At 65.0% G+C, this 26,395-nt stretch carries 30 protein-coding genes; 15 read left to right on the forward strand and 15 right to left on the reverse strand.

The annotated features are described in order from the left end of the window. Positions 1–33: 33 nt before the first annotated feature. The 4 genes from cysM to mazG all read left to right on the forward strand — a co-directional run bounded on the left by cysM (position 34) and on the right by mazG (position 5,482). The gene (gene cysM, locus A6723_RS11750) at positions 34–933 is read left to right on the forward strand and encodes a cysteine synthase CysM (RefSeq protein ID WP_054908702.1); all 900 of its coding nucleotides are present in this window, start codon (positions 34–36) and stop codon (positions 931–933) included. A gap of 1 nt (position 934) precedes the next feature. Further along, entirely contained in the window at positions 935–2,305 is a 1,371-nt protein-coding gene (rlmD, locus tag A6723_RS11755; protein ID WP_054908701.1) for a 23S rRNA (uracil(1939)-C(5))-methyltransferase RlmD, read from the forward strand. 92 nt (positions 2,306–2,397) lie between these two features. Next, positions 2,398–4,656 carry a GTP diphosphokinase gene (gene relA / locus A6723_RS11760; RefSeq protein ID WP_054908700.1) on the forward strand — a complete coding sequence of 753 codons (2,259 nt, stop codon included), beginning with the start codon at positions 2,398–2,400 and terminating at the stop codon, positions 4,654–4,656. After that, the gene (gene mazG / locus A6723_RS11765) at positions 4,649–5,482 is read left to right on the forward strand and encodes a nucleoside triphosphate pyrophosphohydrolase (RefSeq protein WP_054908699.1); all 834 of its coding nucleotides are present in this window, start codon (positions 4,649–4,651) and stop codon (positions 5,480–5,482) included. Before relA ends, mazG begins: the two co-directional genes overlap by 8 nt. Before the next feature lie 123 nt (positions 5,483–5,605). Here mazG and A6723_RS11770 read toward each other — a convergent pair whose 3' ends face one another. Then, positions 5,606–6,538: an aspartyl/asparaginyl beta-hydroxylase domain-containing protein gene (locus A6723_RS11770; protein WP_054908698.1), complete on the reverse strand. Its 933-nt coding sequence runs from the start codon at positions 6,536–6,538 to the stop codon at positions 5,606–5,608. 161 nt (positions 6,539–6,699) lie between these two features. On the opposite strand from A6723_RS11770, the gene A6723_RS11775 reads away from it, so the two are divergent. Beyond that, on the forward strand, positions 6,700–7,239 hold the full coding sequence (locus A6723_RS11775; RefSeq protein WP_054908697.1) for a DUF2058 domain-containing protein: 540 nt from the start codon (positions 6,700–6,702) through the stop codon (positions 7,237–7,239). Between the two features lie 18 nt (positions 7,240–7,257). Here A6723_RS11775 and A6723_RS11780 read toward each other — a convergent pair whose 3' ends face one another. Next, positions 7,258–7,536 (reverse strand): Rho-binding antiterminator, encoded by a 279-nt coding sequence (locus tag A6723_RS11780; protein WP_054908696.1) that lies wholly within the window; start codon positions 7,534–7,536, stop codon positions 7,258–7,260. A gap of 11 nt (positions 7,537–7,547) precedes the next feature. Further along, on the reverse strand, positions 7,548–7,772 hold the full coding sequence (locus A6723_RS11785; RefSeq protein ID WP_054908695.1) for a thioredoxin family protein: 225 nt from the start codon (positions 7,770–7,772) through the stop codon (positions 7,548–7,550). Between the two features lie 114 nt (positions 7,773–7,886). Here A6723_RS11785 and A6723_RS11790 point away from each other — a divergent pair, with 114 nt between their 5' ends. Further along, on the forward strand, positions 7,887–8,456 hold the full coding sequence (locus A6723_RS11790; RefSeq protein WP_054908694.1) for a MarR family winged helix-turn-helix transcriptional regulator: 570 nt from the start codon (positions 7,887–7,889) through the stop codon (positions 8,454–8,456). Between the two features lie 163 nt (positions 8,457–8,619). On the opposite strand, the gene A6723_RS11795 is transcribed toward A6723_RS11790, so the two are convergent. The 4 genes from A6723_RS11795 to A6723_RS11810 form a co-directional block, all read right to left on the reverse strand. Next, positions 8,620–9,909, reverse strand: a complete 1,290-nt coding sequence (locus A6723_RS11795; protein ID WP_054908693.1) for an outer membrane protein transport protein — start codon at positions 9,907–9,909, stop codon at positions 8,620–8,622. Positions 9,910–10,094: 185 nt separating this feature from the next. Then, the gene (locus A6723_RS11800) at positions 10,095–10,574 is read right to left on the reverse strand and encodes a hypothetical protein (protein ID WP_054908692.1); all 480 of its coding nucleotides are present in this window, start codon (positions 10,572–10,574) and stop codon (positions 10,095–10,097) included. A 182-nt stretch (positions 10,575–10,756) separates the two neighbouring features. Next, positions 10,757–11,410, reverse strand: coding sequence for a tetratricopeptide repeat protein (locus A6723_RS11805; RefSeq protein ID WP_054908691.1), 654 nt, complete (start codon positions 11,408–11,410; stop codon positions 10,757–10,759). 116 nt (positions 11,411–11,526) lie between these two features. Next, entirely contained in the window at positions 11,527–12,381 is an 855-nt protein-coding gene (locus tag A6723_RS11810) for a sulfurtransferase (protein WP_054908690.1), read from the reverse strand. 80 nt (positions 12,382–12,461) lie between these two features. On the opposite strand from A6723_RS11810, the gene A6723_RS11815 reads away from it, so the two are divergent. Continuing rightward, positions 12,462–13,256 carry a 1-acyl-sn-glycerol-3-phosphate acyltransferase gene (locus A6723_RS11815; protein ID WP_054908689.1) on the forward strand — a complete coding sequence of 265 codons (795 nt, stop codon included), beginning with the start codon at positions 12,462–12,464 and terminating at the stop codon, positions 13,254–13,256. Positions 13,257–13,260: 4 nt separating this feature from the next. Here the strand turns inward: A6723_RS11815 and A6723_RS11820 are convergent, their stop codons facing one another. Continuing rightward, positions 13,261–14,322 carry an SMP-30/gluconolactonase/LRE family protein gene (locus A6723_RS11820; protein ID WP_064979685.1) on the reverse strand — a complete coding sequence of 354 codons (1,062 nt, stop codon included), beginning with the start codon at positions 14,320–14,322 and terminating at the stop codon, positions 13,261–13,263. A 133-nt stretch (positions 14,323–14,455) separates the two neighbouring features. Between A6723_RS11820 and rnd the strand changes: the two genes are divergently transcribed. From rnd to A6723_RS11835, 3 genes are all read left to right on the forward strand, one after another. After that, positions 14,456–15,595, forward strand: coding sequence for a ribonuclease D (gene rnd, locus A6723_RS11825; protein ID WP_054907201.1), 1,140 nt, complete (start codon positions 14,456–14,458; stop codon positions 15,593–15,595). 33 nt (positions 15,596–15,628) lie between these two features. After that, positions 15,629–15,922, forward strand: a complete 294-nt coding sequence (locus tag A6723_RS11830; protein ID WP_024766453.1) for a YcgL domain-containing protein — start codon at positions 15,629–15,631, stop codon at positions 15,920–15,922. A 250-nt stretch (positions 15,923–16,172) separates the two neighbouring features. Continuing rightward, positions 16,173–17,105: a D-2-hydroxyacid dehydrogenase gene (locus A6723_RS11835; protein WP_024766454.1), complete on the forward strand. Its 933-nt coding sequence runs from the start codon at positions 16,173–16,175 to the stop codon at positions 17,103–17,105. A 166-nt stretch (positions 17,106–17,271) separates the two neighbouring features. On the opposite strand, the gene A6723_RS11840 is transcribed toward A6723_RS11835, so the two are convergent. Continuing rightward, positions 17,272–17,865: a nitroreductase family protein gene (locus A6723_RS11840; protein WP_054907202.1), complete on the reverse strand. Its 594-nt coding sequence runs from the start codon at positions 17,863–17,865 to the stop codon at positions 17,272–17,274. A gap of 258 nt (positions 17,866–18,123) precedes the next feature. Here A6723_RS11840 and A6723_RS11845 point away from each other — a divergent pair, with 258 nt between their 5' ends. Beyond that, on the forward strand, positions 18,124–18,573 hold the full coding sequence (locus tag A6723_RS11845; protein WP_024766456.1) for a YcgN family cysteine cluster protein: 450 nt from the start codon (positions 18,124–18,126) through the stop codon (positions 18,571–18,573). 1 nt (position 18,574) lies between these two features. Here A6723_RS11845 and A6723_RS11850 read toward each other — a convergent pair whose 3' ends face one another. Together A6723_RS11850 and A6723_RS11855 are read right to left on the reverse strand one after the other, a co-directional pair. Next, positions 18,575–18,922 carry a CPCC family cysteine-rich protein gene (locus tag A6723_RS11850; RefSeq protein ID WP_054907203.1) on the reverse strand — a complete coding sequence of 116 codons (348 nt, stop codon included), beginning with the start codon at positions 18,920–18,922 and terminating at the stop codon, positions 18,575–18,577. After that, positions 18,922–20,982 carry a S9 family peptidase gene (locus A6723_RS11855; RefSeq protein WP_054907204.1) on the reverse strand — a complete coding sequence of 687 codons (2,061 nt, stop codon included), beginning with the start codon at positions 20,980–20,982 and terminating at the stop codon, positions 18,922–18,924. The genes A6723_RS11850 and A6723_RS11855 overlap by 1 nt, the downstream gene beginning before the upstream one ends. A gap of 103 nt (positions 20,983–21,085) precedes the next feature. Here A6723_RS11855 and A6723_RS11860 point away from each other — a divergent pair, with 103 nt between their 5' ends. From A6723_RS11860 to A6723_RS11875, 4 genes are all read left to right on the forward strand, one after another. Continuing rightward, positions 21,086–21,556, forward strand: a complete 471-nt coding sequence (locus A6723_RS11860; protein WP_054907205.1) for a hypothetical protein — start codon at positions 21,086–21,088, stop codon at positions 21,554–21,556. 64 nt (positions 21,557–21,620) lie between these two features. Then, a complete protein-coding gene (locus A6723_RS11865; protein ID WP_054907206.1) occupies positions 21,621–22,067 on the forward strand; it encodes an HIT family protein in 447 nt (148 codons plus the stop codon). 3 nt (positions 22,068–22,070) lie between these two features. Continuing rightward, on the forward strand, positions 22,071–22,844 hold the full coding sequence (locus tag A6723_RS11870) for a class II glutamine amidotransferase (protein WP_054907207.1): 774 nt from the start codon (positions 22,071–22,073) through the stop codon (positions 22,842–22,844). 90 nt (positions 22,845–22,934) lie between these two features. Next, positions 22,935–23,459: a DUF2937 family protein gene (locus A6723_RS11875; RefSeq protein ID WP_054907208.1), complete on the forward strand. Its 525-nt coding sequence runs from the start codon at positions 22,935–22,937 to the stop codon at positions 23,457–23,459. Between the two features lie 105 nt (positions 23,460–23,564). On the opposite strand, the gene A6723_RS11880 is transcribed toward A6723_RS11875, so the two are convergent. From A6723_RS11880 to A6723_RS11895, 4 genes are all read right to left on the reverse strand, one after another. After that, positions 23,565–23,831, reverse strand: a complete 267-nt coding sequence (locus tag A6723_RS11880; RefSeq protein WP_024766463.1) for a DUF2790 domain-containing protein — start codon at positions 23,829–23,831, stop codon at positions 23,565–23,567. A gap of 259 nt (positions 23,832–24,090) precedes the next feature. Beyond that, positions 24,091–24,321 carry a cytochrome Cbb oxidase CcoQ gene (locus A6723_RS11885; RefSeq protein ID WP_054907209.1) on the reverse strand — a complete coding sequence of 77 codons (231 nt, stop codon included), beginning with the start codon at positions 24,319–24,321 and terminating at the stop codon, positions 24,091–24,093. Between the two features lies 1 nt (position 24,322). Then, positions 24,323–25,750, reverse strand: a complete 1,428-nt coding sequence (gene ccoN / locus A6723_RS11890) for a cytochrome-c oxidase, cbb3-type subunit I (RefSeq protein ID WP_064979687.1) — start codon at positions 25,748–25,750, stop codon at positions 24,323–24,325. A gap of 150 nt (positions 25,751–25,900) precedes the next feature. After that, complete coding sequence (locus A6723_RS11895; RefSeq protein ID WP_054907211.1) at positions 25,901–26,335, reverse strand: NUDIX hydrolase; 435 nt, start codon at positions 26,333–26,335, stop codon at positions 25,901–25,903. Between the last annotated feature and the right edge of the window lie 60 nt (positions 26,336–26,395).

The raw sequence follows: 26,395 nt of genomic DNA on the forward strand, positions 1-26,395 counted from the left end.
ATAGGGCGCCCTGTTCCAGATCCGAGTGCCTCCATGACCGTGCAGTACCCGACTATCGCCGATTGCGTCGGCAATACCCCGCTGGTGCGCCTGCAGCGCCTGGCCGGGGAAACCTCCAACACCCTGCTGGTGAAACTCGAGGGTAACAACCCCGCGGGTTCGGTGAAGGATCGCCCGGCGCTGTCGATGATCGCCCGTGCCGAACTGCGCGGCGACATCAAGCCTGGCGACACGCTGATCGAGGCCACTTCCGGCAACACCGGCATCGCCCTGGCGATGGCCGCGGCGATCAAGGGTTACCGCATGATCCTGATCATGCCCGACAACTCCACCGCCGAGCGCAAGGCCGCGATGACCGCCTACGGCGCCGAGCTGATCCTGGTAACCAAGGAGCAGGGCATGGAAGGCGCCCGCGACCTCGCCGACCAGATGGCGCGCGAAGGGCAGGGGAAGGTGCTCGACCAGTTCGCCAACGGCGACAACCCGATCGCCCACTACCATTCCACCGGCCCGGAAATCTGGCAGCAGACCGGCGGTGAGATCACCCATTTCGTCAGCTCCATGGGCACCACCGGCACCATCATGGGCGTGTCGCGCTACCTCAAGGAGCAGAACCCAAACGTGCAGATCGTCGGCCTGCAGCCGATGGAAGGCTCGGCCATCCCCGGCATCCGTCGCTGGCCGCAGGAATACCTGCCGAAGATCTTCGACGCCACCCGCGTCGACCGCGTCGTCGACATGCAGCAAACCGAAGCTGAGGACGTGATGCGTCGCCTGGCTCGCGAAGAGGGCATCTTCTGCGGCGTGTCTTCCGGCGGTGCGGTGGCGGCCATGCTGCGACTCTCGCGCGAACTGGAAAACGCGACCCTGGTGGCGATCATCTGCGACCGTGGCGACCGTTACCTGTCCTCGGGCGTGTTCGACGCCAACTGACATGGCCAAACAAAGATCCGGCCTGCGTTTCCAGCCCAGCGGCGGAGCGCGCAGCCCCGCGGTACCCGTGGGCAAGAAGCAGCGCCTGAACATCGAGCGCCTGGCCCACGACGGCCGCGGCATTGCCCACGCCGACGGGCGCACCTGGTTCGTCGCCGGCGCCTTGCCGGGCGAAGCGGTGGAAGCCCGCGTGCTGTCGGCACGCGCGCAGATCGTCGACGCCCGCAGCGAACGCCTCTTCAGCACCGCCGCCAACCGTCGCACCGAGCCTTGCCCGGTAGCCGGCACCTGCGGCGGCTGCAGCCTGCAGCACCTGCCCCACGCCGATCAGCTGGCGCTCAAGCAGCGCACACTGGCCGAGCAGCTGGAGCGCTTCTCCGGCCTGGTTCCGCAAGAGTGGGCCGCGCCGCTGGTCGGGCCGGAATTCGGCTACCGTCGCCGCGCTCGCCTCGCCGTGCGCTGGGACGTCAAGGCCAAGCGCCTGGATGTCGGCTTCCGCGCGGCTGCCAGCCAGGCCATCGTCGCCTTCGACGACTGCCTGGTGCTGGTGCCCGAGCTGCAGGTCCTCGCCCGCGAGCTGCCGGAGCTGCTGCGCGGCTTCACCAAACCGCAGTCGCTGGGCCATGTCGAGCTGTTCCATGGCACTTCCAGCGCGCTCCTGCTTCGGCATATCGAACCTTTGTCCGATAGCGACCGCGCGCGACTGCTGGAATTCTGTTCGGCACGGGATGTGCAACTGTGGTTGCAGGGCGACGGCGAGCCGACGCTTTGTTCCAGCGGCGCAGAAAACAGCGGGAACCGGGAGCTCGGCTTCCGGCTCGAAGCCTGGAATCTGACCCTGGCCTACCGGCCCGGCGACTTCGTTCAGGTGAACGCGCCGGTGAACGAGGCGATGGTCGCCCAGGCGCTGGACTGGCTGAAGCCCAGCAGCGACGAGCGCGTGCTGGACCTGTTCTGTGGGCTGGGCAACTTTGCCCTGCCGCTGGCGCGCCAGGTGCGCGAAGTAGTGGGCGTGGAAGGTGTGCAGACCATGGTCGAGCGCGCCGCCGCCAATGCCCATGCCAACGGCCTGGCCAACACCCGGTTCCATCAGGCGGACCTGACGAAACCGCTTGCCGAAGCCCCCTGGGCGGCGGAGGATTTCACCGCCGTGCTGCTCGACCCTCCGCGTGACGGAGCCTTCGAGCCGGCGCGGCAGATGCGTTCACTGGGCGCGGAGCGGGTACTCTATGTGTCCTGCAACCCGGCGACCCTGGCGCGCGACGCTGGCGAACTGGCCCGACAGGGCTATCGCCTGAAGCGTGCCGGCATCCTCGACATGTTCCCGCAGACGGCCCATGTCGAGGCCATGGCTTTGTTCGAGGCAGGCTAGGAAGGCCTGCGCAATCCGACCGGCTCAAGCAAGAAGAAAGGCCGGCGCAGTGAGCGGTGTGTTGTGGCGCACCGTGGGGAAGGGTAGACACGATGGTACAGGTGAGAGCGCATCAGCCGGTCAACACGGACGGCAGCATCAATCTCGAGGCCTGGCTGGACCATGTCCAGACCCTGGTCCCGGGCCTGGATCGCCAGGTCCTGCTGGAAGCCTGCGAGTTCGCTCGCGAGGTGGAAGACAGGGCTGTCAGCACGGCTGACAACTCCTGGGCGGATGGCACCTCCAGCTTCCAGACGGGACTGGAGATCGCCGAGATCCTGGCGGACCTGAAGCTCGACCAGGAATCGCTGGTCGCCGCGGTGATCTACCGTGGCGTGCGCGAGGGCAAGGTCAAGCTCGAGGACGTGGCGCAGCGCTTCGGCCCTGTCGTCGCCAAGCTGATCGAAGGCGTGCTGCGCATGGCTGCGATCAGTACCAGCCTCAGCCCTCGGCAGTCGCTGGTGCTCGGCACCCAGGCGCAGATCGAGAACCTGCGCAAGATGCTGGTGGCCATGGTCGACGACGTGCGCGTCGCGCTGATCAAGCTGGCCGAGCGCACCTGCGCGATCCGCGCGGTGAAGAACGGCGACGATGAAAAGCGCATGCGCGTCGCCCGCGAGGTGTTCGACATCTACGCGCCGCTGGCCCACCGCCTCGGCATCGGCCATATCAAGTGGGAGCTGGAGGACCTGTCCTTCCGCTACCTGGAGCCCGACCAGTACAAGCAGATCGCCAAGCTGCTGCACGAGCGCCGGCTGGACCGCGAGCAGTACATCGCTACCGTGATGCAGCAGCTCAAGGACGCCCTGGCTGCCACCGGCATCAAGGCCGACCTGTCCGGCCGCGCCAAGCACATCTATTCCATCTGGCGGAAGATGCAGCGCAAGGGTCTGGACTTCAGCCAGATCTACGATGTGCGCGCCGTGCGCGTGCTGGTGCCGGAAATGCGCGACTGCTATACCGCGCTGGGCATCGTGCACACCCTGTGGCGGCACATCCCCAAGGAATTCGACGACTACATCGCCAACCCCAAGGAAAACGGCTATCGCTCGCTGCACACCGCGGTGATCGGCCCCGAGGGCAAGGTGCTGGAAGTGCAGATCCGCACCCACGCCATGCACGAGGAAGCCGAACTGGGCGTCTGCGCGCACTGGCGCTACAAAGGTACCGACGTCAAGGCCAGCTCCAACCACTACGAAGAGAAGATTTCCTGGCTGCGCCAGGTGCTCGAGTGGCACGAGGAGCTGGGCGACATCGGCGGCCTGGCCGAACAGTTGCGGGTGGATATCGAGCCCGACCGGGTCTACGTCTTCACCCCCGACGGCCATGCCATCGACCTGCCCAAGGGCTCGACGCCGCTGGACTTCGCCTACCGTGTGCACACCGAGGTTGGCCATAACTGCCGCGGCGCCAAGATCAACGGCCGTATCGTGCCGCTCAACTACAGCCTGCAGACCGGCGAGCAGGTGGAGATCATCACCGGCAAGCAGAGCGGGCCGAGCCGTGACTGGCTGAACCAGAACCTGGGCTACGTCACTACCTCGCGGGCGCGGGCGAAGATCGTCCACTGGTTCAAGCTGCAGGCGCGTGACCAGAACGTCGCCGCCGGCAAGGCCATGCTCGAACGCGAACTCGGCCGCCTGGCGCTGCCGCCGGTGGACTTCGAGAAGCTCGCCGAGAAGGCCAACTACAAGACCGGTGAAGACCTCTTCGCCGCGCTGGGCGCCGGCGACCTGCGCCTGGCCCACGTGGTCAACTACGCGCAGCAACTGGTGGAGCCCGAGCGCGGCACCGAGCAGCTCGAACTCATTCCGCGCAAGCCGAGCAAGATCGGCCATGGCAAGCGCGGCGACATCCAGATCCAGGGCGTCGGCAACCTGCTCACGCAGATGGCCGGCTGCTGCCAGCCGCTGCCGGGCGACCCGATTGTCGGCTACATCACCCTCGGTCGCGGCGTGACCATCCACCGCCAGGACTGCGCCACCGCGCTGCAACTGGCCGGGCGCGAGCCGGAGCGGATCATCCAGGTCAGCTGGGGCCCGGTGCCGGTCAGCACCTACCCGGTGGATATCGTCATCCGCGCCTACGACCGTTCCGGCCTGTTGCGCGACGTCTCGCAGATGCTGCTCAACGAGCGCATCAACGTGCTGGCGGTGAACACCCGTTCGGACAAGGAAGACAACACCGCGATCATGCGCCTGACCATCGAGATCCCCGGTCTCGATTCGCTGGGCCGCCTGCTGGCGCGCATCTCCCAGTTGCCCAACATCATCGAGGCGCGGCGTGATCGCGCGGGTGCCAAGGATGCATAAGCTCGAAGATCTGCTGTACCTCATGGCCCGCCTGCGTGACCCGCAGAACGGTTGCCCCTGGGATCTCAAGCAGAGCTACGCGACCATCGTCCCCTACACCCTCGAGGAAGCCTACGAGGTCGCCGATGCCATCGAGCGCGGCGACTTCGACCACCTGCGTGAGGAACTCGGCGACCTGCTGTTCCAGGTCGTCTACTACGCGCAGTTGGCTCGGGAAGAGGGCCGCTTCGAGTTCGACGCCGTGGTCGACGGCATTACCACCAAGCTGATTCGCCGCCATCCCCATGTCTTCCCTGATGGCGACCTCTACGGCGAGCCGGACCCGGCGAAGCTGGAGGAAGCGGCGGTCAAGCAGCGTTGGGAAGAACTCAAGGCCGAGGAGCGTGCCGCCAAGGCCGCCGAGCCGGTGCAGTTGTCGCTGCTGGACGATGTGCCCAACGCGCTGCCAGCGTTGAGCCGCGCTGCCAAGCTGCAGAAGCGCGCCTCCCAGGTGGGCTTCGACTGGGCCGACGCGCTGCCGGTGGTGGACAAGGTTCGCGAGGAGCTGGACGAGGTACTCGAAGCCATGGCCGGCGGCGACACCGAGGGCCAGGCGGAGGAGGTGGGCGACCTGCTGTTCGTGGTGGTCAACCTGGCGCGCAAGCTCAAGGTCGACCCGGAAACCGCCCTGCGCGCTGCCAATGCCAAGTTCGAACGCCGCTTCCGCTATATCGAGACGGCCCTGCGTGACCAGGGACGCACGCTGGAAGACAGCAACCTGGAAGAGATGGACGAACTGTGGGGCGCTGCCAAGCGTGACGAGAAGAACCCGCTCAGCTGTGGATAAGTGCTGCCACCGTTGAATTGGCGCCCATGAAAAAGCCCCGCGATTGCGGGGCTTTTTATTTCTCTTCGTAGGAGCGAGCAAGCTCGCTCCTACAAGATGCTGTTGGCGCGTGGTGTCTGCTCGTCAGCCGAACAGCCAGCGCAGGATCAGCACCAGCAGCACCACCGCCAGCACCGGCCGGCCGATGCGGTAGGCCTTGGGATAGGCGCGCTTGAACACCTTCACCTTGCTGCCCACGGCGTCGCCGAGGCGAATCAATACCGAGTAGGCCTGGTTGATCCCGCCGACGCGTTCGCCCTCGACGTTCTGCGGCGCCGTGGCGCGGCCGAGGAAGGCACTGACGCGGCGGTTGATGCGGGTCAGCAGTGGTGACTTGAGCGGGCGCTCGATGTCGCAGAAGAGGATCAGGCGCGATTCGTCCGTCTCGTTCTTCACCCAGTGGACGAAGGTCTCGTCGAACATCACGTCCTGGCCGTCGCGCCAGGCGTAGGGCTGGCCGTCGACGAAGATGCGGCAGTCGTCGGAGTTCGGCGTGGCGAGGCCCAGGTGGTAGCGCAGCGAGCCGCCGTAGGGGTCGCGGTGCTTGTTCAGGTGGCTGCGCGGCGGCAGGCGGGTGAACATCGCGCCCTTGACGTTGGGGATGCTGCTCACCAGTTCCACGGTCTTCGGGCACAGCTGCTGGGCCGAGGGCAGCGGGCCGTCGTACCAGGTCAGGTAGAAACGGGTCCAGCCCTTCTTGAAGAAGGAGCCGAAACCGGCTTCGTTGTTGTTCAGGGCGTCGCGGATGTAGCCCTCGTCGAACAGTTTCTCGGCTTCCTCGCGGATCATCTGCCAGTTGTCGCGCAGCTTGTCGAGTTCGGGGAAGCGCTCGCGGTCCAGGTACGGCTTGGACGGCACGCTGGAGTTCAGGTACATCAGCGAGTTGTAGGGGGCGAACCACGCGGAGTGGTTCACCACCTGGCGGAGGAAGGGCAGGCGCACCTTGCCGCGCAGGTGTACGTAGAGGATGGCGATGAGGAAAATGGCCAGTATCGCTAGAACAATGAGCTTCAGCATGGAGGTAACGAGTCCGCTCCAGATGAGTGAATTCGAGCCAGGCACTTGCGCTGCGCTGGCACAGGCCCGAGGATTATACCCCCTGAGGACAGTCCCGCAGCACCTATGCGTTGGTCTGGGATTTGTCCGGCATCAATTGGGCTGTTGGAGAGCCTTGATTCATGAGCATGTCATTGCGTGATCAGTTGCTGAAAGCCGGGCTGGTCAACGAGAAGCAGGCCAAGCAGGCCGGCAAGCAGAAGCAGAAACAGCAGCGCCTGGAGCACAAGAACCAGGTAGCGAAGGACGACAGCCAGCGCCAGGCGGCCCTGCAGGCCCAGGCCGAGAAGCAGGCCCGTGATGCCGAGCTGAACCGCCAGCAGCAGGAGAAATCCGAGAAGAAGGCCAAGGCCGCACAGATCAAGCAATTGATCGAGGGCACGCGCCTGCCGAAGCTGGAGTCGGACGACTACTACAACTTCGTCGACAACAAGAAGGTCAAGCGTATCGCGGTCAACGACCTGATCCGCGACAAGCTCAGCCGCGGCAGCCTGGCCATCGTCAGCTATGACGGTCGCTACGAGATCGTCCCGCGCGATGCCGCGCTGCGCATCCAGGAGCGCGATGAGCGCCGCATCATCGTCCTCAGTGAGCCCAGTGGCGAGCCGGACGAAAACGATCCGTACAAGGATTACGTGGTGCCCGACGACCTCATGTGGTGAGGTTCCGCTGGCCCGGTTTCAGGCCGGGCCCAGCATCACCCTGCCGAACAGCGCCTGCGCCGACAGTGGCGTGATGGCGTGCAGACGGTCCAGCCGGAACTCTCGGCTGGCGTCGTCCACTCGCACTTCCAGATACTCCTCCAGCGATCCGTCCACGGTTCGCCGCGTGTGCGTGGTGAAGGCCTGGGCGTCGAACGCCAGGCCGTCACGCAGTTCGATACGCAGCCAGTAGCGATAGAGGCAGGCGATTTCCAGGTAGTCATGGAGATCGCAATGCAACGGCTGGTAGTTGCTCATGTCGCCAGGCCTTATTTCAGGTCGGCCAGGGCCGCGCCGAAGTTCAGGTGCAGCACCTGCCCATCGATCACCAGCGCCGGTACGGATTTCACTCCCACCGTCTCGGCTTCGGCCACGCGCGGCGACTGCTCGCCCAGGTGTACAACTTCGACTTCGCGGTTCAGCAATGGCAGCAGCGCCCGCTCGGCTTCGACGCAGACAGGGCAACCGGCATGGTAGTAAACGGCTTTGTTCATGATCCTTCTCCTGATCAGTTATGTATCGATTCGATACCATTTTAGTCTGCAAGCGAAATTGACCTTCTGTCAAACTGGTTTTTGATCGATACTATCTATCGGGAGGATTAGCCCATGACCGATACGACCCTGTACGACTACCTCGAACGCATCGCCAGCCTGATGCGCGCCTGGGCTCGTGAGCAGCCGCTGATGGCGGATCTGCAGCCGATCCAGCTGAGTGCGCTCAATTACCTGGCGCGCTGTAACCGCTATTCGAATACGCCGCTGGGGGTGACGGATTTCCTCGGGCTGACCAAGGGCACGGTGTCCCAGTCGCTCAAGGCATTGGAGGCCAAGGGGCTGATCGAGAAACGCCCGGATGCCCAGGATCGCCGTAGTGTGCACCTGGAGCTGACTCGGGAGGGCAGGGGGCTGATCGATGCACTGGCGCCGCCGGCTTTTCTGCGGCGCGCAGAGGAAACGCTGGGGGAGCGCGGTGAGTTGCTGGTCGAACTGCTGCGGGAGTTGCTGACGACTGTGCAGCGCCAGGAGAACGTGCCGGGCTTTGGCCTGTGTCGCACCTGCCGCTTCCACCAGCCACTGGATGACGGCGCCCTTTGTGGTCTGATGGGAGAGCGGCTGGGCGCGCACGAAGGCGCACTGATCTGCCGCGAGCATGCCGCACCTGACGAAGTGGCCTGAGCCGAAACGGCCGTCCTTGTAGGAGCGAGCTTGCTCGCGAACCGATTGACTCCGAAGTCGCCTGGGAAAACCTGTTCGCGAGCAAACTCGCTCCCTCAGGGTTTCGCGGGGCGGAAATGAAAAAACCGGGCATCGGCCCGGCTTTTTCATTGCGCGAAAGCTATCAGAAGCGATAGGTCATCTGCGCGGTAAGGCCGTGGGCACTGTTGTCGTACTTGGCGCTGTAGGCCGGCTGCAGTTGCAGGCCGGACAGCTCCTGGCCGTCAGGCTGGTTCACGCCGGCAGTGGATTCCCACAGGTAGGCGTAGGCCACGTCGATGGTCATGTCAGCGTTGGGCGAGTAACCGGCACCCAGGGTGAAGATCTTGCGATCGCCCACCGGGATACGCACGGTACGGTGCTCGTTGGTGGTCGGCGACGGGTCGTAGGCGAAGCCGGTACGCAGCACCCACTGGTCGTTCCACTGATAGGAGGTACCGATGGCGGCCGACCAGGTGTCGTGCCAGCTCAGGTCTTCGCCGATGGTGTCGAAGGAAGAGATCGGGGCGCCGCTGTTCTGCACCTCGATGGACTTCAGACGGCTCCAGCGCGTCCAGGTGGTGCCGCCGTAGACGGTCCAGCGGTCATCCAGCTTCTGGGTGACGGACAGGTCCAGGGACTCGGGCAGGGTGATGTCCAGGCTGGCGTCCATGCGCGAGTCGAACAGGCCGGCCGGGGAGTTGGAGACGGTGGTGTGACCTTCCAGCTCGTACTTGACCTTGGAGTGGTAGGTGGCGCCGATGGAGGTGCTCTCGGTCGGGGTGATCAGCAGGCCGACGTTGAAGCCGGTGGCGGTGTCGTCGCCCTTGATGCTGATCTTGGTGTCGCCGCCGTTACCGCCCAGGGCGCTGTTCAGGCCGCCGGTGTCCAGGTAGTTCTCCAGCTTGCCGTCGATGCGGTTGATGGTCGGACCGAAGCCGACGGACACCACGTCGTTGAACTTGTAGCTGATGGTCGGCTGGACGGTGATCACCTGGACCTTGCTGTAGGAACCGTGGGAACGGCCCTGGAAGCCACTTTCGTAGTCGTTGATGATGCCGTAGGGCACATAGATGCCGAGGCCGACGCTGACCTTGTCATCCAGCGGAGTAGCGAAGTAGCCGAAGGGTACGGCGGCCAGCGGGACGGAGTCGCCCTTGTTGGAGCCGGAGGCAGTGCTGTGTGCGTCACTGATGTCGTCCTTGGCGGAAACAACGGCGAGACCGCCGCTGACTTCAGTGCGCTTGAGCTTGGACAGGCCGGCCGGGTTGCCGTAGATGGTGCTGGCGTCCAATGCCGAAGAAGCACGACCCGCGTAAGCGGTGCCGGCGCCGCTGGCGCTCTGCTCGTTGATGGCGATGCCGTTGGCAAGAGCCTGGGCAGAGGCAGCGCTAATGGTCAGGGCTAGTGTGGTCTTGAGCCATGTTGTTTTCATTGTAAGAGCAACTCCTGTGTTTATCGGCGCGCAAGCTACCAAGATTCCCGGGTCTTGGGTAGTGGTTGGCAGGCGCTCTACCTTGGGCTTCAGGGCTCAAACGAGCGTTCCATCTGAATGATGGCCGTTCGTCGCTGTATGTAAATATTTTCTGACCGATCGGTCACGGTTCGGGTACGAAAGTACTAGGCAACGCGACTGAAATTGCCAACATAGCTGTGCCAGGCGTCGACGAAATCGTGGAGGCGTCCGTGAGGGTGGAACACCTGGCGCCAGATCCGGGCCAGTTCCATGGGGTCGTCCGACAGTGGCAAGGGCAGTTGTTCCGCCTCGACCAGCATCCAGGCGATGGCAGTGCTGTAACGCAGGTTGACCGTCAGTTCGAGGTGCGGCGCGTCGAGGAATGCATGCTGGCTGGCCAGCCCTCGGACGCGGCTGGCCAGCTCGGGGTCCAGCGCCAGGAATCCATCCCACAGCGTCTGGTGCCGTTGTTCACCAATGCGATACAGCCCGTGGCCATGGCTGTCATCCAGAGCGCTCCCCAGCGCCGACTGACAGGCCGCTGCCCCCAGCAGCAGCGATTCGGCCGCGATACTGTGGCGCCCCAGGTAGTGCAGGGTGGGGCGGATCACATACTGGCAGAGATCGTTCGCGGCGATTCCCATGACATCCTCGTCATCAATGACCGGCGGGGCTGGGCGTCTTGGCAGCTTCTGATGATTATCCTCGGCCCCGCCGGAAGCGGACTTAGCCGCTCGAATTGAAGTGTAGTGCGATGAATGTGATGTAAAGGACTGTTTTTAAATTGTTTCGTCGGCGCCGCTTTCCTTCATATTCCTTCTGGCGATTAGATGCTCGGCGGTAACTCCGGCATCGCAGCCAGCTTTTCCGCTGCCTCTTCGTGGCCCTGTTCCGCCGCCTTCTGGTACCAGGAGCGCGCCTGGGCCGGGTTCTTCGCCACGCCGCGGCCCTTGGCGTAGCTCTCCGCTACCTGGAACTCGGCGTCTACATCTCCCTGCTCGGCCGACTGTAGATAGAGGGCGAAAGCCTTCTTGTAGCTGCGGGTCACGCCGGTGCCGTTCTCGTACATGATTGCCAGGTTGAACTGGGCGTCCTTGTCGCCCTGGTCGACGGCTTTCTGATACCAGTACACCGCCTTGGCCGAGTCCTGCTCGACGCCGTCGCCGTTGTCGTAGGCATTGCCCAGGTTGTACTGGGCACAGGCATGGCCCTGCTTGGCAGCCTTTTCGTACCAGTAGGCGGCCTTCTCGTAATCCTGGTCGTACTCGTCGCTACCGGAGTCGTATTCCAGGCCGAGCGTGTACTGCGCACTGGCGTGGCCGGCCTTGGCGGCTTTCACCAGGTCGTCGCCATAGAGGTCGGACCACTGGTCCTGGATTTCACAGGGGGTGGCTTCGAGCTCGGTGGCGAAGGCCGGGGCAGTGCTGCACAGGCCAAGCAGCAGGCTGGCGAGCAGGGTCTGGCGGATGCGCGAGGGCATGGGGATCACTCCTTTGAAGATTGGGCACGAGTCTGACGGATGCCCTTACACCTATCCATGAGAACGGAAGACGCTGGTGTGACGCGTCTTCCGCTTTTATTGCCGGAAGGAGGCAGTCAGTCGCCTGTGGCCACCGGGCGTCGCGCATCGGTGATCCATTCACTCCATGAGCCCGCATACAAGCGGCCCAGCGGGTAGCCAGCAAGGCTCAGGGCGAACAGGTTGTGGCAGGCGGTGACGCCGGAGCCGCAGTAGGCCACCAGATCCTCGGCCGGGCGGCCGCGCAGCAGCCCGGCGAAGCGCTGGTGCAGGTGCTCGGGGCGCAGGAAACGGCCGTCATTGCCGAGGTTGTCGGTGAAGGCCGCGCACTGGGCGCCGGGAATGTGCCCGGCCACCGGGTCGATGGGCTCCACCTCGCCACGGAAGCGCGGCAGGCCGCGGGCGTCGATCAGCGGCAGCTCGGCGTCGCCGAGTTTTGCGGCCAGTTCGCTGGCACTGATCAGCAGGCTGTTGTCCGGCTCGCCCTTGAAGTCGCCGGGTCGCACCGGCGTTTCGGCGGTAGTCAGGCGCTGGCCGGCGTTGCGCCAGGCGGTCAGGCCGCCATCGAGCAGATAGACGCCCTCGCTCTTGCCCAGCCACAGCAATAGCCACCAGGCGCGGGCGGCGAAGGCACCGGGGCCATCGTCATACAGCACCACTTCGCTGTCGGCATTCAGCCCCCAGCCACGCAGCTTCTCCAGCAGGTGCTGCGGGTCGGGCAACGGATGGCGGCCCGTTACACCCGGCCGCACCGGGGCGGAGAGGTCGCGGTTGAGATCGGCGAAATGCGCGCCGGGAATATGATTCTCCTGGTAGCTGCGTGCGCCGTAGGCCGGGTCTTCGAGGGCGAAGCGGCAGTCGAGCAGGACGAGATTCGGGTCATCGAGGCGGGCGGCCAGTTGCTCCGGAGTGAGCAGGCGGGCTTGGGTCATGGGCGCGTTCCTGTGTCGTGACGGGGCCGAAACGCATCATAAGGCTTGTATGAAGAAAAGTTGGTGGGGAGTTGGCGAACATGCTCAACCTGCAATCGGCGCCGCGCAAGGCCGGCCCGCTGCGAGTCGCCCTGGTGGGGCTTGCGACCGTTCTGATCACCCTGGGCTACAGCGTCCGGGTTCTGGTGCTGGGCGCCATTGGCCGGCTTCGCCGCAGCAAGGTCGACGGCTTCACCCGTGACTGGTCCGGCAGCCTGTTGCGCCTGACTGGCGCGCGCCTGAGCCGCCATGGCGAGGTACCGGACTTCGGCGATGGCCGCCGCTACATGATCCTCTGCACCCACTCCAGCTTCTATGACATCCCGGCGATCTTCGTGACCATGCCCGGCTCGATCCGCATGCTGGCCAAGCGTGAGCTGTTTGCCGTGCCGGTGTGGGGCGCGGCCATGCGGGCGGCGGAGTTTCCCTCCATTGACCGGCATAACCGCCACCAGGCCATGGCGGACCTTGCCAGGGCGCGCACGATGATGGAGAGCGGCATCGTGCTCTGGGCTGCGCCGGAGGGCACGCGTTCCAAGGACGGCAGGCTGCAGCCGTTCAAGAAAGGGTGCTTCCGCCTGGCACAGCAGACCGACGCGATCATCATTCCGGTGGCGATTCGCGGCATCCAGCAATTGCTCCCGGCCGGTGGCCTGAAGCTGAATCTTGGCATGCCGGTGGAAGTGCACGTCGGCGCGCCGATCGACTCCACCCAGTTCACCGAGCATGGTGTCGATGCGTTGATGAGTGAGGTGCGCGAGCGAATGCTGGAATTGCTGGAGCCCTCCACAGTGCCCGCACCGGCGCCTGCCCTGAAGGAGCAGACGCCGGCCTGAGGCGTCAGTGAATCTGGAGACGTCCGATGCGATCGTTCTCCAGGCTGCCCAGGTAGAGCACGCCGTTCACCGGTTTAGCCGACGTCACCATGCGCAGGTGCTGGCCGCTGGTGTCATGCAGGCTGCGCACGATCTCGCCTTTCTCGTTCACCTGGATCACCAGGCCATAGGGCACCGGCTTGGGCAGGACCGCGCGCGGCAGCTTGGTGAGCTGGCGTTTCAGCCAGGGCATCTGCTGGATCACATCGGCGTCTGCCTTGCGCGGCGAGGGCAGGGCGACCCAGAAGGTGCCGCTGCGATCGCTGGCGAGGTTGTCCGGCAGGCCCGGCAGGTTGTCGATGAACACGTCGTGTTGCCCGGCCTTCTCGCCCTTGAGCCAGTAACGCGTGATGCGGTAGCGGTAGGTCTCGTTGACCAGCACGAAGTCCTCGTGCTGCGACAGCGCTACGCCGTTGGCGAAATACAGGTCCTTGAGCAGCGTCTCGGTCTTGCCGGTGGCCGGGTCGTAGCGCAGCAGGCGGCCATGGGGGCGGGCTTCGAGCAGGTCGAGGACGTAGTCGGGCTGGTGGAAGCGGCTGGAAGCGTCACTGAAATAGATGCGTCCGTCGCTGGCGATGTCCAGGTCGTCGGTGAAGGCGAAGGGAACGCCATCGGCCGAATCGGTCAGTACGCGGATCATGCCTTGCGGGTCGACCTGCAGCAGGCCTTTCCAGGCATCGGCGACGATCAGGTTTCCGGCCTTGTCGAATGCCAGCCCGAGCGGGCGTCCGCCGGTTTCGACGAAGGTTTGTGCCTTGCCGTCGGCACCGATGCGCACGATGCGCCCGTCGTCCAGCCCGGCAAACACCTGGCCCTGGCTGTCCACGGCCGTGTCCTCGGGACCGACGATCTGGCCCTGGGCAAGCAGTTCGGCCTTCATCAGCGTGTCGTTGGGTTCCATCACGCCGGTCATCGGCGGCGCCTTGGGCGGCGTCCAGGCCAGCGGATCGATGGGGCTGGGCGTGACGGCCAGGTAAACGGCGAGGGCGGCGACCAGCAGGACGACCAACCCGAGAAGCTTCTTCATGTAAAGCTGCCTTATTGTTGTTGTGGGCGGGGCAAAGCGTAGAGACCGCTGGCCGATCGTCACAGACCGATGGCCGAGTGGAATGCTCGCACATCATGCATCTCTATATACTGCGCGCACCGAAACGAAGGAGATGTTCGTGACCGCCCTCGATATACAGTGGATTCGCGACGATGCCACCCTGGAGCGCAAGTGCCAGGACTGGAAAGAACTGCCGTACCTCGCGCTCGATACCGAGTTCATGCGTGTCGATACCTTCTACCCGGAAGCCGGGCTGGTGCAGGTGGGGGACGGCAGCGGCGTGTGGCTGATCGACCCGCTGCTGATCCGCGACTGGTCGCCGTTTGCCGCGTTGCTCGAATCGCCGCTGGTGGTCAAGGTGTTCCATGCCTGCGGCGAAGACCTGGAAGTATTCCAGCGCCTGACCGGCAGCCTGCCGCAGCCGCTGTTCGATACCCAGTTGGCCGCCGCCTACCTGGGCATGCCGCACTCCATGGGCTACTCCAAGCTGGTGCTGGAAATCCTCGGCCTCGACCTGCCCAAGGATGAAACCCGCTCCGACTGGTTGCAGCGCCCGCTGACCGACATGCAGGTGCGCTACGCCGCCGAGGATGTGCAGCACCTGGCCGAGGTCTACGTGAAACTGGCGCCGCGCCTGAGCGACGAGAAGTTGCAGTGGCTGCTGGCCGATGGTGCCGACCTGACCCAGAACCAGAGCCGTGTCAGCGACCCGCAGCAGGCTTACCTCGACGTCAAGCTGGCGTGGAAGCTCAATCCCCAGCAGTTGGCCGTGCTGCGCGAACTGTGTGTCTGGCGCGAGGAGCAGGCACGCTTGCGCAACAAGCCGCGCAACCATGTGCTGCGCGAACACACCCTGTGGCCGCTGTCGCGCTTCCAGCCTGGCGACAAGGTTGCACTGGCGCGCATCGACGACATGCACCCGCGTACCGTGCGCCAGGACGGCGACACCCTGATCGCCTTGATCGCCCATGCGGCGAAGCTGCCCGAGGCCGATCGCCCGCAGACCCTGCCGGAGCCGCTACCGCGCGAGATCACCCCGGTGCTGAAGAAGCTGCGCGAAGTCGGCCAGAAGGAGGCCGAGCGCCTGGACATGGCGCCCGAGCTGATGCTGCGCAAGAAGATTCTCGAAGCCCTGCTCAAGACCGGCTGGCCCAATGGCCCCTACCAACTGCCCGATTCGCTGCAAGGCTGGCGCCGCGAGCTGATGGGGCAGGCCCTGCTGGACAGCCTGGCTGCCCCGACTGCCGAATAACGCGGCCCACTCCATCACGCAGAAAGAACCGACATGAAACGCATCTGCTCCATCTACAAGAGTCCGCGCAAGAACGAGATGTACCTGTACGTCGACAAGCGCGAAGCCCTCAGCCGCGTACCCGAGGCGCTGCTCGCAGCCTTTGGCGCGCCGAAGCACACCTTCGATCTGGTCCTGAGCCCCGAGCGCCAGCTCGCTCGCGAAGACATCAACGTGGTGCTGGAAAACATCGAGAAACAAGGTTTCCACCTGCAGATGCCACCGGCCGAAGACGAGTACATCGAGCACCTGCCCGAAGAGCTGCTGCGGCGAAACGATCCAGTCTGATCCCGACTGGCTCGTCACTGCGCTCAGGCCGCGGATTTGCCCAGTGCTGGCACTGTGCAAGTTCGCGGCTTGAGCGCATTATGCGCTCAGAAATAGGGTTCAACGGAGCGGAACGCTTGGTCTCTGGCTGTGTCTATAGCCGCCTGACTTCCCTAGAACTGACCACGTTTTATCCCAGGGAAGCTCCCTTGAAGCGAGTCCAGATGCGCCAGCCGGAAATGCACCACCGCTCGAAGCGAAAGGCCTGACCATGCGCCTGCTCGTACTCGATCGCGAACACTCCCTCTACGCCGCCCTGCTGATGGCGGCCGAACCCCGGTTGACGGTGATCTCCGGCAACAATCCCGATGCCCTGGTGGAAGCGGCGGCGGAGTGCCCGGTTTGGCTCGGCGAGCCGACCCTGGCCGCGCAGCTGTTGCGCCATGGCGTGCACCCGGTGTGGATCCAGTCCAGTTGGGCGGGCATCACCCCGCTGCTGGCCGACGACTTGCCCAAGGACTACGCGCTGACCCGCGCCGTCGGCATCTTCGGCCAGGTCATGACCGAATACCTGCTCACCTACATGCTTGCCCACGAGCGCCAGTTCCTTGGTCGCCTGGCCAGCCAGGTCGGCGTGCAGTGGGACGATCGTTCGCCGGGCAGCCTGAGCGGCCGGCAGATCCTCATCGTCGGCACGGGCGAAATTGGCCAGGCCGTAGCGCACATGCTGGCGCCGTTCGGCGTCGAACTGGTCGGCGTGGCGAAGAACCCACGCGCGCTGGTGCCGTTTGGCCGCATGGGCGGCCTGGATGACCTGCCGCGTCTGGCCGAGACCGCCGACTACGTGATCAACCTGTTGCCCGATACGCCGGAAACCGCCGATATCTACAACCTGGCGCTGTTTCAGCGGATGAAGCCCACCGCGCTGTTCCTCAACGCCGGGCGCGGTACTTCGGTGGTGGACGAGGATCTGGTCGCGGCGCTGGAAGCCAACCAACTGGCCGGCGCAGTGATCGACGTCTGCCGCCAGGAGCCGTTGCCGACGTCGCACCCGTTCTGGCACACGCCGCGCCTGCTGCTGACCGGGCATACGGCCGCGCCGACCTTGCCTGGCCTGCTGATCGAACTGTTCCGCGACAACCTGACCCGTTTCTGGGCGGGGCAGGCGATGCGTGGCGAGGTGGATTTCTCCCGCGGTTACTGATCGCCGTCGCACCCATGAAAAAGGCCCCAATCGGGGCCTTTTCTTTTGCTCTGCTGCAGGAGCGAGCTTGCTCGCGAACCTGCACGGCACGGAACTATGCGGTTCGCGATCAAGGACTAGGCGTCCCCCTCGGTCCTACAAAGGGCGGGAGCAGCCGCGCTGGGCGTCAGAGCGAGAAGTCGCCCTCGGCCACGATTTCCGCCAGCGGGCGGCGGGCGTTCGGTACTTCGCGGGCCTGCAGGCTCTCGGAGAGGATCGACTTGTCGCCCAGCTTGCCGATGGCGATTACCGCATGGATTTCGTGGTCCGCCGGAACTTTCAGTTCGGTGCGCGCCAGTTCGCGGTCGAAGCCGGCCATACCGTGGGTGTGCCAGCCAGCCAGGCTCGCCTGCAGGGCGAGGAAGCCCCAGGCGGAGCCGGTGTCGAAGCTGTGCCACAGCGCAGGCTTTTCTTCGCTGGAGCCGGGCGGGGCGAAGGTGGTCTTGGACAACACGACGACCAGCGCCGAGGCGTGCTGCGCCCAGCCGCGATTGAACTCGCCCAGCAGGTTCAGGTAGCGCTGCCAGTTCGGCGTGTCGCGCAGGGCGAAGAGGAAGCGCCAGGGCTGCGAGTTGAAGGAGGACGGTGCCCAGCGCGCGGCCTCGATGAAGCTCAGCAGGGTCTCCTGGGGAATGGCTTCGCCGTTGAAGGCGCGGGGCGACCAGCGATTGATGAACTGTGGGTCGATGGGGTGCTCGGAAACGCGAGGGTTGGCGCTCATGGTGGCTCCTTGAAGGGCGTGGAATCTGCCGATGGTGCCGTGGTCGGCCGGGCATCGCGGTGGGATCGGGCGGCGCGGCTGCGGGAAGCGGCTGGCGAGTCCAGCCTGATGTGTCGGCGGACCGGGCCCGTGGGGCGATCAAACTAACCAGCACGGCCCGCTCTGGCAAGCGCCGCGCGGCCAATGGTCGCCTGCGCTTGGCCTGCGAGCGCGGCGGGCTTAGACTTTGCGCCCCGTGAAATTGCCCCTGTACAAAAAATGGCCGCCAAAGTAGAGCCCTTCTGGAAACGCAAGACCCTTGACCAGCTCGACCAGGAAGAGTGGGAGTCGCTGTGCGACGGCTGCGGCCTGTGCTGCCTGCAGAAGCTGGAAGACGAGGACGACGGCACCGTCTACTACACGCGCATCGCCTGCAAGCTGCTGGACCTGAAGACCTGCCGCTGCACCGACTACGCCAATCGCCGCGCCAGTGTGCCCGACTGCATCCAGCTCACCCCGGCCCAGGCCGATGAGTTCCAGTGGCTGCCGCCGACCTGCGGCTACCGCCTGGTGGCCGAGGGCAAGGACCTGCCGCTGTGGCACCACCTCGTCTGCGGTGATCCGGAGGCGGTGCACCATGAGCGCATCTCGCAGTCCGGCCGCATGCTCGCCGAGGGTTCGGTGCCCGAGGACGACTGGGAAGAGCACCTGATCTTCCGCGCCGGCTGAGTCAGCCCGGCGTCGGCGTGCGCAACCAGTAGCAGGCTTCCTCACCGGTCAGTGGAGCCTCGCCATCCGGCAGGTCCACGCGCTTTTCCCAGAGCGGAAACCAGCGCTCGTCCTTCTCGTCGTCGATGGTCGCCGGGCGCACCTGCGCGCGGAAGCGCCGCTCGCACGCGCCCCATTGCACGAAGTTGACCTGTGCTTCGATCAGGCTCACGGCGTTGGCTCCGCCGCGGGCGTCGGGGAAGCAGAGTTGCAGGTGATCGTCTTCCCAGAAGCAGATCTCGCAGATTTCGTACGACCCCGGAGGGTCGCTGAAACTGAAATAGCCGCAGCAGGGACAGGTGTAGAGCATCAGGCGTTGCCTTCGATGCCCAGCACCTTGAACAGGAAGGCGTATTCCAGCGCTACGTCCTTCAGGCCCTGGTAGCGACCGCTCATGCCGCCGTGGCCGGCGCCCAGGTCGGTCTTGAGCAGCAGCAGGCGGTCGTCGGTCTTGCTGACGCGCAGCTTGGCCACCCACTTGGCGGCTTCCCAGTACTGCACGCGGCTGTCGTTGTAGCCGGCCACCACCAGCAGGGCGGGGTAGTCCTGGGCGCTGACGTTCTCGTAGGGCGCGTAGGCCTTGATCCGTGCGTAGACCTCCGGCTCCTGCGGGTTGCCCCACTCGTCGTACTCGGTGACGGTCAGCGGCAGGTCCGGATTGAGCATGCTGTTGAGCACGTCGACGAAGGGCACTTCGGCGATGGCCGCGGCGAACAGCTGCGGGCGCTGGTTGAGCACCGCGCCGATCAGCAGGCCGCCGGCGCTGCCGCCGCTGATGGCCAGTTGCGCCGGGGTGCTGTAGCCGTGGCCGAGCAGATGTTCGGCACAGGCGATGAAGTCGCTGAAGGTGTTCTGCTTGTGCGCCAGCTTGCCGGCGCGGTACCAGGCTTCGCCCAGCTCGCCGCCGCCGCGTACGTGGGCAATGGCGAAGACGAAGCCACGCTCCAGCAGGCTCAGGCGGGCGTGGGAGAACCAGGGGTCGAGGCTCTCGCCATAGGCGCCGTAGCCATAGAGATAGAGCGGGGCGGGCTTGCCGCGGGCGACGTCTTCCAGCACGTCGCGACGGCCGACCAGGCTGATCGGCACCTGTACGCCGTCAGCGGCATCGGCCCAGAGGCGGCGGCTTTCGTATGCGTCGGCGTCGAACGGGCCTTCCACCGGGGTTTGCTTGAGTACTTTCTGTTCCCCGCTCGAAAGCTCCAGCTGGCGGATCTGCGCCGGGCGGTTGAGGGCTTCGTAGCGCAGGCGGATCGCGGCGCTGTCGAACTCCAGGCTGTCCTGCACGTAGAGGTTATAGGCGGCGTCCGGCAGGTCTACCCGGTGCGGCGGTTGTCCATGGGGATGGACTTCGACGATCGGCAGGCCGCCTTCGCGCAGGCTCAGGGTGAGGGCGCTGGCGTTCAGGGTGAGGCCTTCCAGCATCACGTCGTCACGGTGCGCCACCAGTTCCTGCCAGTGGGCGCGGGTGGGTTGCGTCTCGCTGGCGTGGTAGAGGGCGAAGTTGATGCCGGTCTGGTTGCTGCGGATCATCCAGGCCCAGTCGCCGTTCAGGCGACCGTGGTCCGGGTAGTACTCGTGGTCTTCCTCCCGTGGTGCCAGGCAGACGAACTCGCCCTCGGGCGTATTGGCATCCAGTACCCAGGCTTCACTGGTGGTCTTGCTGTTGAGCAGCAGGATCAGCTGGCGTTCGGAACTGGCGCGGTAGCAGTTGAGGAAGAAGCGCCCATCGGGCTCCTCGAAGATCAGCTGCGCGCCGCTCTCGCCCAGGCTGTGGCGGTAGAGCTTGTGCGGGCGGTGGGTGTCGTCCAGCTCACCGAAGAACAGGGTGCGGTTGTCGTTGGCCCAGGTCAGGCTGCCATCGCAGTCCTCGAAGGGCAGGGTGGTGACGCTGCCGTCAGCCAGTTCCTTCACGTACAGGGTGTAGATCTCGTCGCCGCTGGTATCCAGGCTGTAGGCCAGCTTCGAATGATCGGGGCTGATGCTGAAGGCGCCCACGGACAGGAAGCCCTCGCCGGCCAGGGCGTTGGGGTCCAGCAGCAACTCCTCGGCGCTCTCGTCGACGGTGAGCGAGCCGTCGGCCGGGCGGGGGCTGCGGTAGTGGCGCGGGTACTCGTCGCCGGCGGTAGTGCGCTGGTAGTAGAGCCAGGGGCCCCAGGGCGTGGGAAGCGACAGGTCGGTTTCGCGGATGCGGCCCTTGATCTCCTGGAACAGGGTTTCGCGTAGTTTCGTCTGAGGAAGAAGCTGATCTTCCAGGTAGGCATTTTCTGCTTTCAGGTAGTCGAGGACGTCCTCGGCGTCACGGTTTTCCAGCCAGGAATAGGGATCGGCGGCGGCCTCGCGGCGGGCGATGGGGGGCTGGCGGTCGGTCATGGCGAATCCTCGGCGGCGGCATGGATGACGCCTGGCTGCGCACCCACGGGGAAAAGGAGCTATCATACGCACCCCTCTGTCGACACCGCACGTACGCACGCGCATGAACGAACACGATTACACGCTTGCCTGGGGCGCCTATATCGCCGCCGGCCTTGGCCTGACCCTGGTCTGGTTCCTGATGACCGGCTGGATGTGGCGCTGGCTGCGCGAGCCGCTGCGGGTGATCGTCATCGTCCTGCTGTTCACCCCGACCCCGGTGGACCCGGCGAACAACCTGTACGCCCCGGCTATCGCGATCACCGCGCTGGACGTGGTGTTCAAGGTTGGCAACAACGCCTGGCGCGCCGTCTCCGACCTTGCCCTGGTGCTGCTGGCGGCATTCGGTGTGTACCTGCTGTTCGTGCTTGTCCGCTGGCCGCTGGAACGCTCGCTGAAGAAGCGCCGCCAGGAAAAGGTCGACGAAGACGAGCCGACCCTGCGCCAGCTGATGCAACCGCAGCTGATGCCCGACGTTGACAGCCGCACCGACGATCACGGCGAGCGCCGCATGCGGATCGAACCGCGCCTGTAGTCCGGCCTTGCGTACTGCCCCGCACGCGTCCAGCATGAACTGAACGGCCTTTCGAGGAGTTCCCATGGACTGCGTGTTCTGCGCCATCGCGGCCGGTCGCGTGCCGGCCCGTATCCTCTACGAAGACGACCATTTCATTGTGCTGCTGGACATCTATCCGCTGCGCCCCGCGCACCTGCTGCTGGTCGCCCGCGAGCACGCGGCTTTCCTGCACCAGCTCTCCGAGGCTGCGCAGCAGGACCTGATCCCGTTGGCCGAACGCATGGAGCGGGTGCTGCGTCGCGCCGGCTACGGGCGAGTTGGCATCAACCTGCTGGTCAACGACGGCCCCGCGGCCAACCAGCACGTGGCACATTTTCATCTGCACCTTATCCCGCGTGAGTTGAACGACCTGCCGGCCCTGCTGCTGCGCGCGCTGACGCGGTTCCTGCCACTGGGGCGGAAAAGGATGCAGAATCGCCTGGAACGCGAGCTGCATCAGCTGCGCGAGGCACTGATGGAGGAGAACTGATTCATGTGCGAGTTGCTCGGCATGAGCGCCAACGTCCCGACGGACATCGTCTTCAGCTTCACCGGGCTGATGCAGCGCGGCGGCGGCACCGGCCCGCACCGTGACGGTTGGGGCATCGCCTTTTATGAGGGGCGTGGTGTGCGGCTGTTCCAGGACCCGTCCGCCAGCGTCGACTCGGAAGTCGCGCGGCTGGTGCAGCGCTACCCGATCAAGAGCGAAGCGGTGATTGGCCACATCCGCCAGGCCAACGTCGGCAAGGTCTGCCTGGCCAACACCCATCCGTTCGTGCGCGAGATGGGCGGCCGCTACTGGACCTTTGCCCACAACGGTCAGCTCGCCGACTTCCATCCCGAACCCGGTCTCTACCGCGCGGTGGGCGACACCGACAGCGAAGCGGCCTTCTGCGACCTGCTCAACCGCGTGCGGCGTGCCTTCCCCGAACCCGTACCGGTGGAGGTGCTGTTGCCCACGCTGGTGACTGCCTGCGCGTCGTACCGTGAGAAGGGGGTGTTCAACTGCCTGCTCAGCGACGGTGACTGGCTGTTCACCTTCTGTTCCACCAAGCTGGCGTGGATCACCCGCCGTGCGCCCTTCGGGCCTGCGCGCCTGAAGGACGCCGATGTCACTGTGGACTTCCAGTCGGAAACCACACCCAACGACGTGGTCACGGTGATCGCCACCGAGCCGCTGACCGACAACGAGAGCTGGACCCTGATGCAGGGCGGCGAGTGGATGCTCTGGTGGCGTGGCGAGATCGTCACCCAGGGGCGCATCTGAGCGGGACGTGAAGCATTCCCGGAACGTGGACGCGGCAAGCGGGAGAATCCCGCGTCGCCTTGCACATCATAAGAACGAAAGGGGGAAAGAATGCTGCGCAGCTATATACGCATGGTGCTGTTCGCACTGGGGCTGATGGTCGCGGTCCAGGTTCCGGGCTTCATCAAGGACTACGCGCAACGCGTCGATGCCCACCGCATCGAGGCAACGCAGGCGCTGCAAGGCTTCAAGGACACCTCGGGGCAGTTCTTCAAGGGCGACCTGAGCGCCCTGGTGGCGCATTACCGCGGCAGCGCCGACCCGGTATTCCAGCGCGACGCCGACAATATCGAGCGGTTGATGCGTCGCGCCCAGTTGTTCGACAACGAGTGGCAGGCGTTGCAGGGCACCTGGTACCAGCGCGCACTGCACATGCTCACCTCGCCGAATCACGAACTGCTGCAGGAAACCTACGAGAACTACCGCTACCAGGTGATGCTGGAGCCCGAGGCAATTGGCTGGGCGCTGGCCGGTGGTCTGTTGCTGGCATGGATCGCCGAGGTACTGATGGCCTCGGTGGCGGCGCTGGTCGGCCTGGGAGACAACCGTCGCGCTTCGCGGCGGCATTGGAACTGAGCGACATCACCTGGCGGCGGGCCACTCATCAGGAGCGCCCCCCGGTCGCCACCACTGGCTCGCGGGGTTTGGCCAAGACGGCCGGAGGGCGATGCTAGGTAAGGCTCAGCCCTGGCTGGTGCTGCCGCCCCATTCGAGGAAGCGGACCTTGTGGGTCTGGCCTTCGTGATCCTGGTAGACCATGTACGCCGGCACGATGCCGACCTTGCCGGAGTTGTCGGTGCGGTGCAGGACCTTGTCGACGTCCAGGGACATGCCGTAGTGGTATTCGGTGACCGGCAGGTCGGCGCCGGGGTTCTTGATTGCGTCCTGGGCAAAAGCCATCGGGGCGAGGCTGGAGATGACAGCCGACACGACAGAGGCAAGCTTCATTCTTTATTTCCTCGGTGAAGGACCCGGTCAGGGATCCTTGAGTGGGATGGAAAGCCCCACCGGGGAGCACTGGCATCGATGATGTCTGTCCTGGGGTCCAGACAGGACAGGGGACGATGCTGCAGGCGTCCATCAGGTGGCGGGGCACGGAAGTGATATTCCGCCTCCGCACGCCCGCCGGGAAATTGATGTGCTTGCTAATGAAAATTGATGAAGGTGATGTGGCGCTCTGTCGCAGGCATGCCCGCAAACTGGCGCGCTAGGGCTGCCAGTCGCGCCAGTGTTCGCAGTCGCCCCTGCACTGGCCGGGGCAGCCGCAACCGGTGCGACTGCGCCCGGTGGCTTTTTCCATGCGCCGGGCCACTTCCTCGTCATCGGCGAAGGGCAGCATGCTGGCCTCCTCGATACCGCGCTGGCGGTGCGCCCGCAGGCTCCAGCCGACGCCGAAATACAGCGCCAGCAGGCCGATCAACCCTAGCCACAGCGTCATCTCAGGCCATCCGCTCGGCGACGCGCATCGCCTCGGGGCGCGCCTGGCGCACGGTGAACCAGGTATTCCAGGCCATCAGCAGCATGCCGCTGAGGAACATCAGTCCGCCGGTCATGCGCACCACGAAGCCGGGGTGGCTGGCCTGCAGSGCTTCGACGAAGGAGTAGGTGAGSGTGCCGTCGGCGTTSAYCGCSCGCCACATCAGGCCCTGGGTGATGCCGTTGACCCACATSGAGGCGATGTAGAGCACCGTGCCGATGGTGGCCAGCCAGAAGTGAGCGTTGATCAGACCGATGCTGTGCATCTGTTCGCGACCGAAGACCTTGGGAATCAGGTGATAGAGCGAGCCGATGGAAATCATCGCTACCCAGCCCAGCGCGCCGGCATGGACGTGGCCGATGGTCCAGTCAGTGTAGTGAGACAGGGCGTTGACGGTCTTGATCGCCATCATGGGGCCCTCGAAGGTCGACATCCCATAGAACGCCAGGGAGACCACGAGGAAGCGCAGGATCGGGTCGGTGCGCAACTTATGCCAGGCGCCGGAGAGCGTCATCATGCCGTTGATCATCCCGCCCCAGCTCGGCGCCAGGAGGATCAGCGACATCACCATGCCCAGGCTCTGCGCCCAGTCGGGCAGGGCGGTGTAGTGCAGGTGGTGCGGGCCGGCCCAGATGTACAGGGTGATCAGCGCCCAGAAGTGGACGATGGACAGCCGGTAGGAATACACCGGGCGCCCGGCCTGCTTGGGTACGAAGTAGTACATCATCCCGAGGAAGCCGGTGGTGAGGAAGAAGCCCACCGCGTTGTGCCCGTACCACCACTGCACCATGGCGTCGGTGGCGCCGGAGTAGACCGGGTAGGACTTGAACCAGTCCACCGGAATGGCCAGGTGGTTGACGATGTGCAGCATCGCCGTGACCAGGATGAAGGCGGCGAAGAACCAGTTGCCCACATAGATGTGCGGCGTCTTGCGCTTCATCAGCGTGCCGAAGAACACTACCGCGTAGGCGACCCAGACGATGGCCATCCACACGGCGCCGGTGAATTCGATCTCGGCGTATTCCTTGGTGGTCGTGTAGCCCAGCGGCAGGCTGATCATCATTACCACGATCAGTGCCTGCCAGCCCCAGAAGGTGAAGGCTGCGAGACTGTCGGAAAACAGCCGCGTCTGGCAGGTGCGTTGCACCGTGTAGTAGCTGGTGGCGAATAGCGCGCAACCGCCGAAGGCGAAGATCACCAGGCTGGTGTGCAGCGGGCGCAGGCGCCCGAAACTGGTCCACGGCAGGTCCAGGTTCAGTTGCGGCCAGACCAGTTGGGAGGCGATCAGTACCCCCATGGCCATGCCGACGACGCCCCAGACCACCGTCATGATGGCGAATTGGCGAACCACCTTGTAGTTGTACGCCTGCTCCGTGCTTCTCGTGTTCATGCTGGATTCCCGCTTGTGACAGAACGTCCGGGCGCACCACTGGTGGAAAACCAGGGCGCTCCGGTGAGCGGGCAATCTAGGAAAATGCGGGCGGGGGAAACAGATTCAGATGGGCCGCTCAAATGCGTATCAGCGGCCCGGCGCGCGGATTCAGGCGATGTCCATGCGCCCTGCGAGGAAATGCCGCAGGCGTTCCTGCAGGTAACCCACCGCCTGTTCCTCGGCGAGGTATTCGCTGACGCGCATCAGCCGCCAGTACTGGCCTTCATCGCCGAAACGGATGGCCTCGAACTCGTTCTGTTGCAGCCGCGCCACCAGGAACCAGGCCCAGGGCGCTGGGCCGTGCGTAGCAGGGTAGCGGCGCTGCCATTCGATGCGTTGCTCGCCCAGGCGTAGGCCAAACTCTTCTTCCAACTCGCGCAGCGCGCATTGCGCCGGGTTCTCGTCGCCTTCGCGGCCGCCGCCGGGAAAGTCCCAGCAGCCTGGGTAGGGAATTCCCGGCTTGTCGTCGCGCTTGTAGACCACCAGTTGGCCCGCATGGAACAGCGCCAGCTTGGCCCCGGTGAAGTCGTCTTCGTGCTGCATGGCTTCATTCCCCTGTAAGTCGACTAGTCTTTCCCGACTGCGGGCGGTGCTTTGCCGCGC

Source organism: Pseudomonas sp. AU11447 (assembly GCF_001672555.2).
GTDB classification, from domain to species: domain Bacteria; phylum Pseudomonadota; class Gammaproteobacteria; order Pseudomonadales; family Pseudomonadaceae; genus Pseudomonas; species Pseudomonas nitroreducens.

Excerpts from the sequence above, each read along its gene's own strand:
- cysM (WP_054908702.1), top strand. The coding sequence starts at position 34 with ATGACCGTGCAGTACCCGACTATCGCCGATTGCGTCGGCAATACCCCG.
- rlmD (WP_054908701.1), top strand. The coding sequence starts at position 935 with ATGGCCAAACAAAGATCCGGCCTGCGTTTCCAGCCCAGCGGCGGAGCG.
- relA (WP_054908700.1), top strand. The coding sequence starts at position 2,398 with ATGGTACAGGTGAGAGCGCATCAGCCGGTCAACACGGACGGCAGCATC.
- mazG (WP_054908699.1), top strand. The coding sequence starts at position 4,649 with ATGCATAAGCTCGAAGATCTGCTGTACCTCATGGCCCGCCTGCGTGAC.
- A6723_RS11770 (WP_054908698.1), bottom strand. The coding sequence starts at position 6,538 with ATGCTGAAGCTCATTGTTCTAGCGATACTGGCCATTTTCCTCATCGCC.
- A6723_RS11775 (WP_054908697.1), top strand. The coding sequence starts at position 6,700 with ATGAGCATGTCATTGCGTGATCAGTTGCTGAAAGCCGGGCTGGTCAAC.
- A6723_RS11780 (WP_054908696.1), bottom strand. The coding sequence starts at position 7,536 with ATGAGCAACTACCAGCCGTTGCATTGCGATCTCCATGACTACCTGGAA.
- A6723_RS11785 (WP_054908695.1), bottom strand. The coding sequence starts at position 7,772 with ATGAACAAAGCCGTTTACTACCATGCCGGTTGCCCTGTCTGCGTCGAA.
- A6723_RS11790 (WP_054908694.1), top strand. The coding sequence starts at position 7,887 with ATGACCGATACGACCCTGTACGACTACCTCGAACGCATCGCCAGCCTG.
- A6723_RS11795 (WP_054908693.1), bottom strand. The coding sequence starts at position 9,909 with ATGAAAACAACATGGCTCAAGACCACACTAGCCCTGACCATTAGCGCT.
- A6723_RS11800 (WP_054908692.1), bottom strand. The coding sequence starts at position 10,574 with ATGGGAATCGCCGCGAACGATCTCTGCCAGTATGTGATCCGCCCCACC.
- A6723_RS11805 (WP_054908691.1), bottom strand. The coding sequence starts at position 11,410 with ATGCCCTCGCGCATCCGCCAGACCCTGCTCGCCAGCCTGCTGCTTGGC.
- A6723_RS11810 (WP_054908690.1), bottom strand. The coding sequence starts at position 12,381 with ATGACCCAAGCCCGCCTGCTCACTCCGGAGCAACTGGCCGCCCGCCTC.
- A6723_RS11815 (WP_054908689.1), top strand. The coding sequence starts at position 12,462 with ATGCTCAACCTGCAATCGGCGCCGCGCAAGGCCGGCCCGCTGCGAGTC.
- A6723_RS11820 (WP_064979685.1), bottom strand. The coding sequence starts at position 14,322 with ATGAAGAAGCTTCTCGGGTTGGTCGTCCTGCTGGTCGCCGCCCTCGCC.
- rnd (WP_054907201.1), top strand. The coding sequence starts at position 14,456 with ATGTTCGTGACCGCCCTCGATATACAGTGGATTCGCGACGATGCCACC.
- A6723_RS11830 (WP_024766453.1), top strand. The coding sequence starts at position 15,629 with ATGAAACGCATCTGCTCCATCTACAAGAGTCCGCGCAAGAACGAGATG.
- A6723_RS11835 (WP_024766454.1), top strand. The coding sequence starts at position 16,173 with ATGCGCCTGCTCGTACTCGATCGCGAACACTCCCTCTACGCCGCCCTG.
- A6723_RS11840 (WP_054907202.1), bottom strand. The coding sequence starts at position 17,865 with ATGAGCGCCAACCCTCGCGTTTCCGAGCACCCCATCGACCCACAGTTC.
- A6723_RS11845 (WP_024766456.1), top strand. The coding sequence starts at position 18,124 with ATGGCCGCCAAAGTAGAGCCCTTCTGGAAACGCAAGACCCTTGACCAG.
- A6723_RS11850 (WP_054907203.1), bottom strand. The coding sequence starts at position 18,922 with ATGCTCTACACCTGTCCCTGCTGCGGCTATTTCAGTTTCAGCGACCCT.
- A6723_RS11855 (WP_054907204.1), bottom strand. The coding sequence starts at position 20,982 with ATGACCGACCGCCAGCCCCCCATCGCCCGCCGCGAGGCCGCCGCCGAT.
- A6723_RS11860 (WP_054907205.1), top strand. The coding sequence starts at position 21,086 with ATGAACGAACACGATTACACGCTTGCCTGGGGCGCCTATATCGCCGCC.
- A6723_RS11865 (WP_054907206.1), top strand. The coding sequence starts at position 21,621 with ATGGACTGCGTGTTCTGCGCCATCGCGGCCGGTCGCGTGCCGGCCCGT.
- A6723_RS11870 (WP_054907207.1), top strand. The coding sequence starts at position 22,071 with ATGTGCGAGTTGCTCGGCATGAGCGCCAACGTCCCGACGGACATCGTC.
- A6723_RS11875 (WP_054907208.1), top strand. The coding sequence starts at position 22,935 with ATGCTGCGCAGCTATATACGCATGGTGCTGTTCGCACTGGGGCTGATG.
- A6723_RS11880 (WP_024766463.1), bottom strand. The coding sequence starts at position 23,831 with ATGAAGCTTGCCTCTGTCGTGTCGGCTGTCATCTCCAGCCTCGCCCCG.
- A6723_RS11885 (WP_054907209.1), bottom strand. The coding sequence starts at position 24,321 with ATGACGCTGTGGCTAGGGTTGATCGGCCTGCTGGCGCTGTATTTCGGC.
- A6723_RS11895 (WP_054907211.1), bottom strand. The coding sequence starts at position 26,335 with ATGCAGCACGAAGACGACTTCACCGGGGCCAAGCTGGCGCTGTTCCAT.